Origin of the sequence: Mycobacterium sp. (genome assembly GCF_035506235.1) — a bacterium.
Classification (GTDB): domain Bacteria; phylum Actinomycetota; class Actinomycetes; order Mycobacteriales; family Mycobacteriaceae; genus Mycobacterium.
The window spans coordinates 1-13424 of record NZ_DATJPU010000135.1 but is presented as its reverse complement, the minus strand read 5'-3'; the positions used below and the strand labels follow the sequence as shown (position 1 = coordinate 13424).

Below are 13424 nucleotides of genomic sequence, written 5' to 3'. Positions count from 1 at the left end.
TACGCGCTCACCAGCCACGAGCGCGCGTTCGCGGCGATCCGGGGCGGGCACTTCGACAACGAAATCATCGCTGTGGAAACCGAATCCGGGCCGTTCCGGGTCGACGAGGGCCCGCGTGAGTCGTCGCTGGAGAAGATGGCCGGCTTGAAGACACTGGTCGAGGGTGGCCGGCTGACGGCGGCGATGGCCAGTCAGATTTCCGACGGTGCCAGCGCGGTGCTGTTGGCTTCCGAGCGGGCCGTCAAGGACCACAAGCTGACCCCGCGGGCGCGCATCCACCACATCAGCGCCCGCGCCGCCGACCCTGTGTTCATGCTGACCGGGCCCATCCCGGCGACCCGGTACGCGCTGGACAAGACCGGGCTGTCCATCGACGACATCGACACCGTCGAGATCAACGAGGCGTTCGCGCCCGTCGTGCTGGCCTGGCTCAAGGAGGTCAAGGCGGACCCGGAGAAGGTCAACCCCAACGGCGGCGCGATCGCCCTCGGCCATCCCCTGGGCGCCACCGGGGCCAAGCTGTTCACCACGATGCTCAACGAGCTCGAGCGCATCGGCGGCCGCTACGGCTTGCAGACGATGTGCGAGGGCGGCGGCACGGCCAACGTCACGATCATCGAGCGGCTGTAACCCCTTCCCGCCGAGCGTGTGTTTGTACGCCGACACGCCGCAGGTCACGTACAACTACGCACGCTCGGCGCGGCGGGCGACTGATCAGCCGCGTGCCGGATCGAACTCGAGCACTTCGGTGAGCCGAATGTTGTTGCCGGACGGGTCGCGGAAGGAAGTGTCTATACCGTAGGCCTGCGGCGTTGGGGGATCGTTGAACGTAACGCCGCGAGAAGACAATTCGTCGTATGCGGCGTGGCAATCGTCGGTCTCCAGGAACAAGGTGCCACCTGCTCCCTTGGCCACCAGCTCGGCCAGTTGCGCGCTGGCCGCAGCGTCGAGCATCGGTGGCCCCGGAACGGGCATCAGCACCAGCCCGACGTCGTCCTGCTCGACGGGCCCGACGCATAGCCACCGGAAGTTCCATGCCTGCATCGTCACATCAGCCCGGACTTCCCAGCCGAGCTTTTTGGTGTAGAACTCCAGGGCCGCCTCTTGGTCATGCACCCAGAACTGCGCGTTGGCAATCTTAAGCATCGGCTCTCCTGACTTCGTTGTGTTGCACTGACGCTACGGACGACGCGGGTTCATCGTCTTCTCGAAACGTGCGGTTTTGCGGCCGCCCGTAGGCCAGCGCGACACAGCGCGGAATTCTTACGTGACGCTCGGCGGGTGGGAAGTTGGCCCGATAGCTCTGTGGCGTCACGCCGAACATGCGGCGAAAGCTCGTGGTGAACGAGCCGACGCTTTCCCAACCCACAGCGACGCAAACAGCGGCCACCGTCCAGTCGGTCGCGCGTAGCAACCCGGCGGCTCGTTCCAGCCGCCGCGTCAGCAGGTACTGGTGGGGCGACTCGCCGAACGTCTGCTTGAAGCGTCGACTGAAGTGCGCCGGAGATAGGCATGCGGCCGCTGCCAAGTCGGCGACGAAAAGCGGTTCGTAGTAACGCGCGTCAACGAGGTCTTTGGCCCGAAGCAGGTGGCGGGCTACCGGTACAGGTGCCACCTCCATAGTCTGCCCGCCGCAAGCGCAGATCAGGGAGCCAGTACGGCGACGTCGTTGCGCGGCGGCGTTGCGATCATCGTGCGGCCAGCACCAGCGCGATCCCGCCGAGCGCCAGCAGCCAACTCGTGAAGCTGCCCACCAGGAAGTACTCGGTCACCTCGTCGATGCCGACGTTCCCGTTGCGGTTTTTCTGGGCGCTCAACTCGGGAAAGCGGATGATGCCCTTCGCGGCGACGACGGCGCTGGCCGCGGCCACCTGCCCGCCGACGCTGAGGCTCAGGATCAGCAGTCGTTCCATCGGGCCCAGCAGCCGGCCACCCTTGAGCCGGTCCGATGGCTGCGGCTCGCCGGCCGGGCGCACCGCCCCCACCGAGCCGAGCACGAGGCGCACCAACTGATTTCCGGTGGCGAACTGCACCAGCACCACACCGAGGATCATCAGCAGCCGGGTGGGCGTCACGTGGCCCAGCGGCAGCTGCACCCATGCCGACCACCGCGCGACGACGCCGCCGACCGCCGAGGACCATCCGGACAAGACGATCAGCAGCACCAGCGCGGCGGCGAACACGGCCAACGGGGCCGCTTGCTCCCGGCCACTGCGCTCGCTGCGCAGGCAGAGCCACTCCCAGGCGACCGCCGCGACGGCGGCCACCGCGAGCAGGGGGATGTCGCCGCCGTGCCACAGCGCACCCAGCGCCGCGCACGTCACCACAACGACCGGTCCGACCGCCAGCGGTGGCCACGCGGCGCGGACCGCCCGGCGGCACAGGTCGGCGATTCCGACCGCGAGCAGCAGGACCGCAACGGCACTCACGGCAGACCCCGGAGATACTGAGACGCAACGACAATCAGATCCAAACCGTCGCGGGCCGCCCGCTGGGACACCGCGGACGGGCTGATGCCCTCGGCCGCGGCGAGTTCCTTTTTGGTTCGCCCGGTCATCAGGCCCCTCACAATCCGCAACGATCTTTCATCGAGCGATCCAAGCAGATGGTCCCGACAAATCAGGGCCGCGTTGACGGCGGCGGCGTCGGTGCGCGTGCCGTCGTCCGCCGTGAATGTCGTGCGCACCAGCGTGAAGCCGGGCTGCCGCTGGGTCTCGGCGGTGTGCTGGATGGCCTCTCGCGCGGTCCACCAGCCGGGCCCGTCCTGGATTCCGGTGTTGGCGTCGAGGACGGTGACCGCGCCCCAGCCGATGCCGAAACGGACGTCGATCTCGGGGGCGAGCGCCAGGCGGATCGTCAACGCCGCGTCGATGGCGGCGCCGAGGGTGGGGTAGCTGCCCTGGAACTCGTCGCCGACGGTGAAGGCGGGCGGGTCGATCGCGCCTCCGGCGACCTGGCGCAGGGCGGTGGCGACCAGTCGGTGCAGGGCGGGCCTGTCGCCGGCACGCCTCGATCCCACCACGTCGCCGATCAACGTCGCGCGAAGTGAAGGAATAGCCTTCACTCTAGCCATATGAAGATATTAGCTTAATTCTGACAAATATTAGGAACTGGCTTAATCCGTCGGCTGGTCCTTGGTCTTGAGGTACGCGTCAATGCCGACTCGCTGAAAGGTGCGCCGCCGTTGGGCCGACAGCAACGGGAGGGCTGTCGCTGCGTCGATGATCTCGGGCTGCACCTCCTCGTAACTTTCGCCCTGGGACAAGATGGTTGCTCGCCCCGCGGCACGGACGTTCTGCAACCAGTCCACGTCAGTGCCGTAGGGCAGCGGTATGACGAAGCCATCAGTGATGCGCTCGGCTACGACCGGTGTGGTGTACTCCTTGCCCGACCGCCGTCCGGTGTGCTTGATCGCCGCCGCATACCAGTTCTTGTGGCCGGCAAGCCGCAACATCAGCGGGTTGAGCAGGTATCTGTTGGAAGTGCGAACCGCGTTCAAGAGCGGGGTGGGCCAGGAACTCGGGGCCAGGGTCATCATGCATCCAAGGATGGCGCCGCGCCATGAGCCAGGGCCAGGGTCGTTGGTCCCCGGATTACGGCTGTTCGATGTGCGCCGCCGCGGCCTTCAGGTGGGCGATCGCGTCGTGAACGATCGACTCGATCAGCTCGGCGCACGACGGCAAGTCCTCAAGGATGCCGGCCACCTGCCCGGAGGCCAGCACGCCGGCCTCGGTGTTGCCCTCGACCAGCCCGGCTTTGAGCAGCATCGGGGTGTTGGCGGCCATCACCACCTGAGACCAGGTCAGCTCCTTGCCGTGCCGCATCGCCAGGCCGTCGCGGATCATCGCCCCCCAGGTCATCTGCGACATGCTCTTGAACTTCGCCGCGTTGCGCACCGCCGCCGCGAAACCCCTTACCGGCGAACCGCTTTCCAGCCTCTCGACCAGCCCGGTGCGCAGCACCCGGTGCGGCATGCCGTCGACACGCGTGGTGACCACGGTGCCGTCCAGTGCCGCCTCGAGGTAGCGCCGTTTGACCGCGTCGGGCACGGTGGAATCCGAGGTGAGCAGGAACCGGGTGCCCATCGCGACGCCGGCGGCCCCGTAAGACAACGCCGCCGCGAGCCCACGGCCATCGAAGAATCCGCCCGCCGCGATCACCGGGATACCGGTGCCCTCCGTGGCGTCCAGCACGGACGGCAGCAGCAGCGTGGTCGCGACGGGTCCGGTGTGGCCGCCGCCCTCGCCGCCCTGCACGATCATCGCGTCGGCGCCCCAGCCCGCGACCTTGCGCGCGTGTTTGGCCGCGCCGATCGACGGGATCACCACCGCCCCGGCCTCTTTCAGCCTGGCGATCAGCTCCTGCTTGGGCGCCAACGCGAAGGACGCCACCTTCACGCCCTCGCAAATCATCAGCTCCACGCGGTCGCCGGCGTCGGCGGCGTCGGCGCGGATGTTCACGCCGAACGGCTTGTCGGTCGCGGCCTTGACCTTGCCGATGGCCGTCGCCAGCTCGTCCAGCGTCATCGTCGCCGAAGCCAGGATGCCCAGTCCGCCCGCGTTGGCCGTGGCCGACACCAGCCGGGCGCCGGCCACCCAGCCCATTGCGGTTTGCACCACCGGATGCTCGACACCGACCAGTTCGGTCAGCGGCGTGCGCAACCTCATGAACGTATCTCTCGGTCGCGCAATGCCTTCGGGTCGATCACCTCGCGGATCAGGCGCAGCTCGTCGTCGGTCGGGAGCCGGCTCTCCTGGGCCGTGTCGAGGCCGTCCACCTCGAACGACGTGTTCTCGCGGACGTCGGCGGGGGTCACGCCGGGGTGCAGGGACACCGCCCGCATCGTCCTGTCGGGGCCGTTGAAGTCGAAGACGCCGAGGTTGGACACCACCCGATACGGGTTGGCGAACCGGAACGCCGGGTTGTCGGCGTCGATCTTGTCCCAGCCGATGCCGCAGACCACGTCAACCGCCTCGCAGAACACCCGCTTGGAGTGGTTGCCGACCCAGTAGCTGGTCGCATGGTTGATCGCATTGCCGGGGGCGCCGCGCAGGCCGAACATCTGCCGGGTCGGGTGCTGCAGCGGGCCGAACGCGGAGATGTTCTGATTGCCATGGCGGTCAACCTGATTGGCGCCCATCACGACGTGCCGCCGGCCCCAGGCCAGCGTCTCGAAAACCCGCCCAAACGGCATCCAGCCCTCGATGGCCCCCATCTTGCCCAGCGGCGGCGTGTCCGCCAGCAGCTGCGCCTCGCCGTCGGTCAGCAGGATGTCCGGCGAGAACGTCAGCCGCGCCAGCCGCGCGCCGACCGAGGCCATGTTGGTCATGGGGCTGATCATGATTTCGCCGGCGTCCCTGAACAAGTCGGCGCAGGCGACGGCGCAGATCTCGGCCCGGGTGCTCACTTCGAGGCCTCCTCTGCGAATGCGCGAACCGCCGCCTGGTAATCCTCTTCGCTACCCGACAGATAGGTCTGGACGAACTTCTGCCAACCCTCGTCCGTTGCGGCCGCCTCGGCGTAGTGCCGCTGGAATTTCTCGTCGCGGCCGTAATCCGGTGCGGCGGTGGTGAAGTGGGCGCCGCCCGGCGCCTCCACCACCGCGTCCACCATCATCCGGTTCACCAGCAGCGCCTGCGGCGGCACCGCCTTGACCAGTTCCTCGGTCGACACCACCCGCTCCACCGACAGGTAGCGCCGTTCGGCGGCCATCAAGTAGAGGTCGTCGAAGTAGGGGTCGATGCCGGTGTAGGCGGCATTGCCTCGACTGTCACCGAGATTGAGGTGGACGAAGGCGGCGTCCAGGCGCAGGGCCGGCATGGCGATCAGCGTCTCGTGCCCGCCACCCGGCGCCGGATAGGGGCTGGTCACCGTCTGCAGCTCGCCCTCCCAGAAGTCCGGGACCGAACTGCCCAGCCCCGCGCGGATCGGCAGGAACGGCAACCGGTTTGCGGCCGCCTGCAATCCGCAGCGCAGCATGCCCTCGTCCATCTCGCGGGCCTCGATGGCTCCGCCGGTGCGGGCCTTGGCGAACCACGGTTCGTAGAACGGCGGGGAGTCCAGCGACACGAAGCCGTAGTAGACGCGCTTGACCTTGCCCGCCGAGCAGAGCAGTCCGAGATCGGGTCCGCCGTAGGTGACCACGGTGAGGTCCGTGACGTCGGTGCGCAGCATGGCGCGCACGAACGCCATGGGCTTGCGCCGCGACCCCCAGCCGCCGATGCCGATCGTCATGCCGCTGCGCAGTTGCGCGACGGCATCGTCGAGGGTGGTTCTCTTGTCGGTCATGGCTTCTTCACGAACGCGTCGCGGTGCTCGTCGGACACCCCGGCGAGGTTGAGCTCGAACGTAAAGCCTTGTTCCATGCGATAACTCGAGTTGACTCGCTGCACGTCGATGAGGTTGAGCGCCTCCTTGGCGGCGCGGATGACGCGCGTGTCCTTGGCGGCGATGTCGCGGGCCACCCGCAACGCGGCCTCGTCCAACTGATCGCGGGGCACCACCTCGTGCACCGAGCCGAAGTGATGCAGGGTGGCGGCGTCGACGGTGGCGGCGGTGAAGAACAGCCGCCGCATCATGTGCTGCGGCACCAGGCGGGACAGGTGGGTCGCCGCTCCGAGCGCGCCGCGTTCGACCTCGGGCAGGCCGAAAATGGCGTCGTCGGAGGCCACGATGACGTCGGAGTTGCCCACCAGGCCGATGCCGCCGCCGACGCAGAACCCGTTCACCGCCGCGACCACCGGCACGGCGCATTCGTAGACGGCGCGGAACGCGGCGAAGCAGCCGCGGTTGGCGTCGATCAGGGCGGTAAACCCTTGAGAAGCTCTAGTGCGTTGCATCTCCTTGATGTCCACGCCGGCGTTGAAGCCGCGGCCCTCGGCCCGCAGGATCACCGCGTGGGTATCGGGATTCGCACCGGCCGCCGTGATCGCGTCGGCGAGTTCGAACCAGCCGCGCGAGGGGATGGCGTTGACGGGCGGGTAATCGACGGTGACCGCGACGATGCCCGGTTCGGTTGTGGTGGATGTGATCGTCATTGCACTTCCTGGGTGGGCTGACTACCTAAGCAAGCACTTGCTTGGTACGCTAGCACAGTGACTCCCGCCGAAGCAGCCGACGGTATCAACCTGGGGCTGGCTGGGCGGGTGGTGCTGGTCACCGGCGGCGTGCGCGGCGTAGGCGCCGGTATCAGCTCGGTTTTCGCCGAGCAGGGCGCGACCGTGATCACCTGCGCGCGACGGCCCGTCGAGGGTTTGCCCTACGAGTTCCATTCCTGCGACGTGCGCGACGACGACGCCGTCAAGGCGATGATCGACGCCATCATCGAGCAGCATGGCCGGCTCGACGTCGCCGTCAACAACGCGGGTGGTTCGCCGTACGTGCTGACCGCCGACGCCAGCGCGAAATTCAACCGCAAGATCATCGAGCTCAACCTCATTGGCGCGCTGTGGGTTTCGCAGCACGCCAATGACACGATGCAAAAGCAGCCGCGCGGCGGATCGATCATCAACATCTGCAGCCTCAGCGGCCGCCGGCCGTCCCCGGGTACGGGGGCGTATGGGGCGGCCAAGGCCGGCCTGGAAAGCCTCACTCAGACGCTGGCGGTGGAATGGGGGCCGAAGGTGCGGGTGAACGCCTGCGTGGTCGGGATGGTGGAGACCGAACAGTCGGAAGTGTTTTATGGTGACGCCGAGTCGATCGCCGCGATCTCGAGGAACGTGCCCCTGGGCCGGCTGGCCAAGCCGGAGGATGTCGGTTGGGCCACAGCGTTTTTGGCCTCGGATGCGGCGGCCTACATCAGCGGCGCAGCGCTGGAGGTGCACGGCGGCGGCGAGCCGCCGCACTACCTGGCCGCAACGAACGCGAGCGCGATCAAGTAGAGGAGACAAGGGATATGGGAGTGGTCGACGGCCGTGTCGTCATCGTCACCGGAGCGGGCGGCGGTATCGGCCGCGCGCACGCGCTGGCCTTCGCGGCCGAGGGCGCGCGGGTGGTGGTCAACGACATCGGGGTGGGCCTGGACGGTTCCCCCGCCGGCGGCGGCAGCGCCGCGCAGGGCGTGGTCGACGAGATCACCTCTGCCGGAGGCGAAGCCGTCGCCGACGGATCCAACATCGCCGACTGGAACCGGGCGGCCGGCCTGGTCCAGACCGCCGTCGAAACCTTCGGTGGCCTCGACGTTTTGGTGAACAACGCCGGCATCGTCCGCGACCGGATGATGGCCAACACCAGCGAGGAGGAGTTCGACGCCGTCATCGCCGTGCACCTCAAGGGCCACTTCGCCACGATGCGCCACGCCGCGTCGTATTGGCGGGGGCTGTCCAAGGAGGGTAAGGCGGTCGACGCGCGGATCATCAACACCAGTTCCGGTGCGGGCCTGCAGGGCAGCGTCGGGCAGGGCAACTACAGCGCCGCCAAGGCGGGCATCGCGGCGCTGACGCTCGTCGGCGCCGCCGAGATGGGCCGGTACGGCGCGACCGTCAACGCGATCGCGCCGTCAGCCCGCACCCGCATGACCGAGACCGTCTTCGCCGAGATGATGGCCACGCAGGACCAGGATTTCGACGCGATGGCGCCGGAGAACATCTCGCCGCTGGTCGTCTGGTTGGGCAGCGCCGAATCCCGCGACGTCACCGGCAAGGTGTTCGAGGTCGAGGGCGGGAAGGTCCGCGTTGCCGAGGGCTGGGCGCACGGCCCGCAGATCGACAAGGGCGCGCGGTGGGATCCCGCCGAGCTCGGGCCCGTCGTCGCCGACCTGCTGGCGAAGGCGCGCCCGCCGGTCCCGGTTTACGGGGCGTAGGGCGACTCGCCTACGCCGAACGTGCCGAGCGTGAACCTGTTGCGAGATTTTCGCGCCTGATTTTTCGCGCTGGCTTCACGCTCGGCGAGGCGGCTCGCACACCACCAAGGGGATCACCCGGTCGGTGGCCTGGCGGTATTTCCGATAACGCGGATACATCCGCGTCAGCGCCGGCCAGTAGCGGTCGCGTTCGGAGGCTGTGGCGTCCCCGGCGACCAGATCGAGCCGCTGCGCCCGAATCTGCACCTGCACTGCGGGATTCTCCTGAAGATTGCGGTACCACAGCGGGTGTTCCTCGCGTCCGCCGAACGACGCCGGCAGGATCACCCGATCACCGTCGCGCAGGTACAGGGTCGCGGTGGTTCGCGGCTCGTTCGACTTGCGCCCGGTCGTGGTCAGCAAGGCCGCGGGGAAGCGCAGCAGTTTCGCGCCGACCCTGCCATCGGTTCGGCGATACACCCAAATGTGCGCGCGCAAACCATTTGAGTAGCACCGCAATCGGCCGAGAATTGCGAATACGGTGTCGGCTCGACAACGGTTAGGGGTCGCAGATGACGATCGGGATGGTCCGGTCGGTCCAGGCCTGGTAATCCTCGTAGGACGGGTACATGTCCACCAATTGCGGCCAATAGCGGGCGCGCTCCTCGTCGGTCGCATCGCGCGCGGTCAGGTCCAGCACCTCTTTTTTGATCTGCACCCGCACCTTGGGATTGGCCTTCAGGTTCAGGTACCACATCGGATTTTTCGCGGCGCCCCCCTTGGAGGCCGCGACGACCACGCGGTTGCCGTCGCGCAAGAAGTACAGCGGGCTGACCCGGGGCTCGCCGGTCTTGCGGCCGGTGGTGGTCAGCAGGGCGACGGGAATCTTCTGGAAGGTGCCACCGAGGCCCTCGCCGCCGTTGCGGCGGTACATGAACGTGTTGAGGCGCGACATCCACTTGATGAAGAAGTCGGCGTATGGCGTGTCGTGAAACCGTGGCGGAGATTTCGGCATGACAGTGATCCTAGGACCGCTGAATGAAGGGTTGGAAGCGCACCTTGATGTGGTGAATCTCGGCTCGGCCGCTTGAACTTTCGGCGGGAATCACAAACGTCTCGTCGACCCGCGCGGCCAGCCGCCGACCGCCAAAGGCCGCCTTCGTCAGCACGGCATATGCCGCGTAAACCTCGTCGCCGGCGATGCGGTAATCCGGCGGGGTCGCGGCGGCGATGACCCGGTACTGCGGCCCGCAGGTGAGGCTGCGCCGCAGGTGTTTTCCGGATAACCCGTTCTTGATCCCCTGCTCGACGCGGGTGCACCCGTCCGCGAAGGGGACCGCATGGCCGTCATGGCTGACGAGGGCGTCGATGTAGGCCTGCGCCGCGGCGATCCGGCTTTCTTCAGAAACGTGCACCGCCGCGCTAGATGCGCTCGATGATGGTGCCGGTGGACAGGGCGCCGCCCGCGCACATGGTGATCAGCGCGGTGCTCTGATCGGTGCGCTCCAGCTCGTGCAGCGCGGTGGTGATCAGCCGGCTGCCGGTGCTGCCCACCGGGTGGCCGAGCGCGATCGCACCGCCGTTCACGTTGACCTTGGCCATGTCGGGTTCGTGGACCCGCGCCCAGGACAACACCACCGACGCGAAGGCCTCGTTGATCTCGGTGATGTCGATGTCGCCCATCTTCATCCCGGCCTTTTCCAGCACCTTTGCCGTCGACTGCACCGGGCCGTCCAGGTGGTAGTAGGGCTCGGCGCCGACGAGCGCCTGGCTGACGATCCGGGCGCGCGGCCGCAGCCCGAGCGCCTTGGCCTTGTCTTCGTCCATCCACAACACCGCCGCGGCGCCGTCGGAGATCTGCGACGACGTGCCCGCCGTGTGGATGCCGCCCTCCAGGACCGGCTTGAGCTGGCTCAACCCCTCCATCGTGGTGTCGCGCAGGCCCTGGTCGCGGCCCACCATGTGGCGCTCGCTGGTGGGCCGTTTCTGCTCGTCGAGCACCGGCGCCTCGATCGGCGAGATCTCCCGGTCGAAGCGGCCCTCGTCCCAGGCCCGCTTGGCGCGCAGCTGCGACTGGAATCCGAAGGCGTCGATGTCCTCGCGGGTGATGCCGCGCCGCTTGGCGATCCGCTCGGCAGCGGTGAACTGGTCGGGCAGATCGATGTCCCACGACGCGGGCCGCAGGACGCTGCGGTCGGGGCCCGCGTTGGCGCCGAGCCCGACGCGGCTCATGGCCTCGATCCCGCACGCGATGCCGATGTCGATGGCGCCCGCCGCAATCAGGCCGGCGACCAGGCCGTTGGCCTGCTGGCTGCTGCCGCACTGGCAGTCCACGGTCATGGCGCCGACGTGCTCCGGCAGGCCGGCAACGAGCCAGCTCACCCGGGTGATGTTGTTGGACTGTTCGCCGAACTGCGTCACGCAGCCGCCGACGACCTGCTCGACATCGCCGGCGTCAATACCGGCCTTCTCCACCAGTGCCTTCTGCACCGCGCCCAGCAGCTCGGTGGCGTGCAGTCCTGAGAGCCATCCATTGCGCTTGCCGATCGGGCTGCGGGTGGCTTCAACGATTACCGGGTTACCCATGGGGCCAGGCTAGAACACGTTTCATTACTATGACAAGCGACGATGCTTCGGCGCCTTTTTTCTACGGTGGAGGCATGTTTTACTGGCAAGAGAGCTCCACTAGGAGAGCTAGTGTCCTGGGATCGCCAGCCAGTGGCCAGGTCGCCGGACCAGCATAGGACCAGCAGTTAAGGAGAAGTAGCGTGCCCAGCCCCAACCTTCCTCCCGGGTTCGATTTCACAGACCCCGACATCTACATCGAGCGGATCCCCGTCGAAGAGTTTGCCGAGGTCCGCGCGGCGGCGCCGATCTGGTGGAACGAACAGGCCCCGGGCAAGGGCGGCGGCTTCCACGACGGCGGCTTCTGGGCGATCACCAAGCTCAACGACGTCAAGGAGATCTCCCGGCGCAGCGACATCTTCTCCAGCTACGAGAACTGCGTGATACCGCGGTTCAACGACGACATCGCGCGTGAGGACATCGACCTTCAGCGGTTCGTCATGCTCAACATGGACGCGCCGCACCACACCCGGCTGCGCAAGATCATCTCCCGCGGGTTCACGCCGCGCGCCATCGGACGGCTGCGCGACGAACTCAACGAGCGCGCCCAGAACATCGCCAAGGCCGCGGCGGCCGCCGGCTCCGGTGATTTCGTCGAGCAGGTGGCCTGTGAGCTGCCGCTGCAGGCGATCGCTGATCTGCTCGGGGTGCCGCAAGAGGACCGCGACAAGCTCTTCCGCTGGTCCAACGAGATGACCGGCAGCGACGATCCTGAGTACGCCGACATCGATGCCAAGGCGTCGTCGATGGAGGTGCTCACGTACGCGATGCAGATGGCTGCTCTGAAGGCAGAGAATCCCGGCGAGGACATCGTCACCACGCTGATCAACGCCGACATCGATGGCGAAAAGCTTTCCGACGACGAATTCGGTTTCTTCGTAATGATGCTCGCGGTGGCGGGCAACGAGACCACCCGAAACTCCATCACGCAGGGGATGATGGCCTTCTCCGACTTCCCCGACCAATGGGAGCTCTTCAAGAAGGAACGCCCGGAGACCGCGGCCGACGAGATCGTCCGCTGGGCTACCCCGGTGACCTGCTTCCAGCGCACGGCGCTCGAGGACTATGAACTGTCGGGTGTGCAGATCAAGAAGGGTCAGCGGGTAGTGCTGTTCTATCGGTCGGCCAACTTCGACGAGGAAGTCTTCGACGATCCGTTCACCTTCAACATCCTTCGCGACCCCAACCCGCACGTCGGTTTCGGCGGCACCGGCGCGCACTACTGCATCGGCGCCAACCTGGCCAAGATGACGATCAGCCTGATCTTCAACGCCGTGGCCGACCACATGCCCGACCTGAAGCCACTGTCGAAACCCGAACGCCTGCGGTCCGGTTGGCTCAACGGCATCAAGCACTGGCAGGTCGACTACACCGGCAAGTGCCCGGTGGATCACTGATGGACTTCGAGCTCACCGCCGAGCAGCAGGCGGTCGCCGACGTCGCGACGTCGGTGCTGGACCGGGATCTCTCGTGGGAGGCGCTGGTAAGCGGCGGCGTGACGGCGCTGCCGGTGCCCGAACGCCTTGGCGGCGACGGCGTGGGTCTGCCCGAGGTCGCCACGGTGCTCACGGAGGTCGGTCGCCACGGCGCGATCACGCCGGCGCTGGCAACGCTGGGATTCGGCGTGGTGCCGCTGCTCGACCTCGCGTCCGAGGAGCAACAGGACCGCTTCCTGGCCGGCGTCGCCAAGGGCGGCGTGCTGACCGCTGCGCTCAACGAGCCCGGCGCGGCGCTGCCCGACCGGCCCGCCACCACCTTCGGCGGCGGACGGCTGTCGGGCACCAAGGTCGCCGTTCCCTATGCCGAACAAGCGGATTGGGTGATCGTTACCGCCGACAGCGCGGTCGTGGTGGTGTCGCCCAAGGCCGACGGCGTGCGGTTGGTGCGCACTCCGACGTCGAATGGTTCGGACGAATACACGGTCACGTTCGACGGTGTGGCGGTCGGTGATTCCGACGTGTTGGCGGGCGCCGAGACTAATGGGGCGCACCGGGTCAACCAGCTGGCGCTGGCCGCGATG

16 protein-coding genes and 2 pseudogenes are annotated in these 13424 nt (G+C 67.5%); 5 read left to right on the top strand and 13 right to left on the bottom strand.

Going from position 1 to position 13424, the window contains the following annotated elements; all coding sequences use genetic code 11:
• Nucleotides 1–630: pseudogene (gene fadA6, locus VMD50_RS12110) on the top strand (steroid 3-ketoacyl-CoA thiolase FadA6); the annotation flags it as partial.
• A gap of 84 nt (nt 631–714) precedes the next feature.
• Here the strand turns inward: fadA6 and VMD50_RS12105 are convergent.
• The 9 genes from VMD50_RS12105 to echA20 all read right to left on the bottom strand — a co-directional run bounded on the left by VMD50_RS12105 (nt 715) and on the right by echA20 (nt 7037).
• Nucleotides 715–1146 (bottom strand): VOC family protein, encoded by a 432-nt coding sequence (locus tag VMD50_RS12105; protein WP_325427992.1) that lies wholly within the window; start codon nt 1144–1146, stop codon nt 715–717.
• Nucleotides 1139–1621, bottom strand: a complete 483-nt coding sequence (locus tag VMD50_RS12100) for a helix-turn-helix transcriptional regulator (RefSeq protein WP_414686052.1) — start codon at nt 1619–1621, stop codon at nt 1139–1141. Before VMD50_RS12100 ends, VMD50_RS12105 begins: the two co-directional genes overlap by 8 nt.
• 67 nt (nt 1622–1688) lie before the next feature.
• On the bottom strand, nt 1689–2429 hold the full coding sequence (locus tag VMD50_RS12095) for a hypothetical protein (RefSeq protein ID WP_325427990.1): 741 nt from the start codon (nt 2427–2429) through the stop codon (nt 1689–1691).
• Nucleotides 2426–3073, bottom strand: coding sequence for a SatD family protein (locus tag VMD50_RS12090; RefSeq protein WP_325427989.1), 648 nt, complete (start codon nt 3071–3073; stop codon nt 2426–2428). Before VMD50_RS12090 ends, VMD50_RS12095 begins: the two co-directional genes overlap by 4 nt.
• A gap of 42 nt (nt 3074–3115) precedes the next feature.
• Entirely contained in the window at nt 3116–3538 is a 423-nt protein-coding gene (locus VMD50_RS12085; protein WP_325427988.1) for a PNPOx family protein, read from the bottom strand.
• 55 nt (nt 3539–3593) lie between these two features.
• Entirely contained in the window at nt 3594–4667 is a 1074-nt protein-coding gene (ipdC, locus tag VMD50_RS12080) for a (3aS,4S,5R,7aS)-5-hydroxy-7a-methyl-1-oxo-octahydro-1H-indene-4-carboxyl-CoA dehydrogenase (RefSeq protein ID WP_325427987.1), read from the bottom strand.
• A complete protein-coding gene (gene ipdB / locus VMD50_RS12075; protein ID WP_325427986.1) occupies nt 4664–5407 on the bottom strand; it encodes a cholesterol ring-cleaving hydrolase subunit IpdB in 744 nt (247 codons plus the stop codon). Before ipdB ends, ipdC begins: the two co-directional genes overlap by 4 nt.
• Nucleotides 5404–6288 carry a cholesterol ring-cleaving hydrolase subunit IpdA gene (ipdA, locus tag VMD50_RS12070; RefSeq protein ID WP_325427985.1) on the bottom strand — a complete coding sequence of 295 codons (885 nt, stop codon included), beginning with the start codon at nt 6286–6288 and terminating at the stop codon, nt 5404–5406. Before ipdA ends, ipdB begins: the two co-directional genes overlap by 4 nt.
• Nucleotides 6285–7037 carry a (7aS)-7a-methyl-1,5-dioxo-2,3,5,6,7,7a-hexahydro-1H-indene-carboxyl-CoA hydrolase gene (gene echA20 / locus VMD50_RS12065; RefSeq protein ID WP_325427984.1) on the bottom strand — a complete coding sequence of 251 codons (753 nt, stop codon included), beginning with the start codon at nt 7035–7037 and terminating at the stop codon, nt 6285–6287. The genes ipdA and echA20 overlap by 4 nt, the downstream gene beginning before the upstream one ends.
• Nucleotides 7038–7094: 57 nt before the next feature.
• Between echA20 and VMD50_RS12060 the strand changes: the two genes are divergently transcribed.
• On the top strand, nt 7095–7880 hold the full coding sequence (locus VMD50_RS12060) for an SDR family oxidoreductase (RefSeq protein WP_325427983.1): 786 nt from the start codon (nt 7095–7097) through the stop codon (nt 7878–7880).
• Nucleotides 7881–7894: 14 nt separating this feature from the next.
• On the top strand, nt 7895–8800 hold the full coding sequence (locus tag VMD50_RS12055) for an SDR family oxidoreductase (protein ID WP_325427982.1): 906 nt from the start codon (nt 7895–7897) through the stop codon (nt 8798–8800).
• A 75-nt stretch (nt 8801–8875) separates the two neighbouring features.
• On the opposite strand, the pseudogene VMD50_RS12050 reads toward VMD50_RS12055, so the two are convergent.
• From VMD50_RS12050 to VMD50_RS12035, 4 genes and pseudogenes are all read right to left on the bottom strand, one after another.
• A pseudogene (locus tag VMD50_RS12050) lies at nt 8876–9335 on the bottom strand (nitroreductase family deazaflavin-dependent oxidoreductase).
• A gap of 3 nt (nt 9336–9338) precedes the next feature.
• The gene (locus tag VMD50_RS12045) at nt 9339–9794 is read right to left on the bottom strand and encodes a nitroreductase family deazaflavin-dependent oxidoreductase (protein ID WP_325427981.1); all 456 of its coding nucleotides are present in this window, start codon (nt 9792–9794) and stop codon (nt 9339–9341) included.
• Nucleotides 9795–9804: 10 nt separating this feature from the next.
• Nucleotides 9805–10194: a DUF8021 domain-containing protein gene (locus tag VMD50_RS12040; protein ID WP_325427980.1), complete on the bottom strand. Its 390-nt coding sequence runs from the start codon at nt 10192–10194 to the stop codon at nt 9805–9807.
• A 7-nt stretch (nt 10195–10201) separates the two neighbouring features.
• Complete coding sequence (locus VMD50_RS12035) at nt 10202–11365, bottom strand: steroid 3-ketoacyl-CoA thiolase (RefSeq protein ID WP_325427979.1); 1164 nt, start codon at nt 11363–11365, stop codon at nt 10202–10204.
• 182 nt (nt 11366–11547) lie between these two features.
• On the opposite strand from VMD50_RS12035, the gene VMD50_RS12030 reads away from it, so the two are divergent.
• Together VMD50_RS12030 and VMD50_RS12025 are read left to right on the top strand one after the other, a co-directional pair.
• Nucleotides 11548–12801 carry a cytochrome P450 gene (locus tag VMD50_RS12030; protein ID WP_325427978.1) on the top strand — a complete coding sequence of 418 codons (1254 nt, stop codon included), beginning with the start codon at nt 11548–11550 and terminating at the stop codon, nt 12799–12801.
• Nucleotides 12801–13424, top strand: a 624-nt coding sequence (locus VMD50_RS12025) for an acyl-CoA dehydrogenase family protein (protein WP_325427977.1), incomplete at its 3' end; no start/stop codon positions are given. The genes VMD50_RS12030 and VMD50_RS12025, both read left to right, overlap by 1 nt.

Excerpts from the sequence above, each read along its gene's own strand:
- ipdC (WP_325427987.1), bottom strand. The coding sequence starts at position 4,667 with ATGAGGTTGCGCACGCCGCTGACCGAACTGGTCGGTGTCGAGCATCCG.
- VMD50_RS12035 (WP_325427979.1), bottom strand. The coding sequence starts at position 11,365 with ATGGGTAACCCGGTAATCGTTGAAGCCACCCGCAGCCCGATCGGCAAG.
- ipdA (WP_325427985.1), bottom strand. The coding sequence starts at position 6,288 with ATGACCGACAAGAGAACCACCCTCGACGATGCCGTCGCGCAACTGCGC.
- echA20 (WP_325427984.1), bottom strand. The coding sequence starts at position 7,037 with ATGACGATCACATCCACCACAACCGAACCGGGCATCGTCGCGGTCACC.
- VMD50_RS12090 (WP_325427989.1), bottom strand. The coding sequence starts at position 3,073 with ATGGCTAGAGTGAAGGCTATTCCTTCACTTCGCGCGACGTTGATCGGC.
- VMD50_RS12045 (WP_325427981.1), bottom strand. The coding sequence starts at position 9,794 with ATGCCGAAATCTCCGCCACGGTTTCACGACACGCCATACGCCGACTTC.
- VMD50_RS12055 (WP_325427982.1), top strand. The coding sequence starts at position 7,895 with ATGGGAGTGGTCGACGGCCGTGTCGTCATCGTCACCGGAGCGGGCGGC.
- VMD50_RS12100 (WP_414686052.1), bottom strand. The coding sequence starts at position 1,621 with ATGGAGGTGGCACCTGTACCGGTAGCCCGCCACCTGCTTCGGGCCAAA.
- VMD50_RS12105 (WP_325427992.1), bottom strand. The coding sequence starts at position 1,146 with ATGCTTAAGATTGCCAACGCGCAGTTCTGGGTGCATGACCAAGAGGCG.
- VMD50_RS12085 (WP_325427988.1), bottom strand. The coding sequence starts at position 3,538 with ATGATGACCCTGGCCCCGAGTTCCTGGCCCACCCCGCTCTTGAACGCG.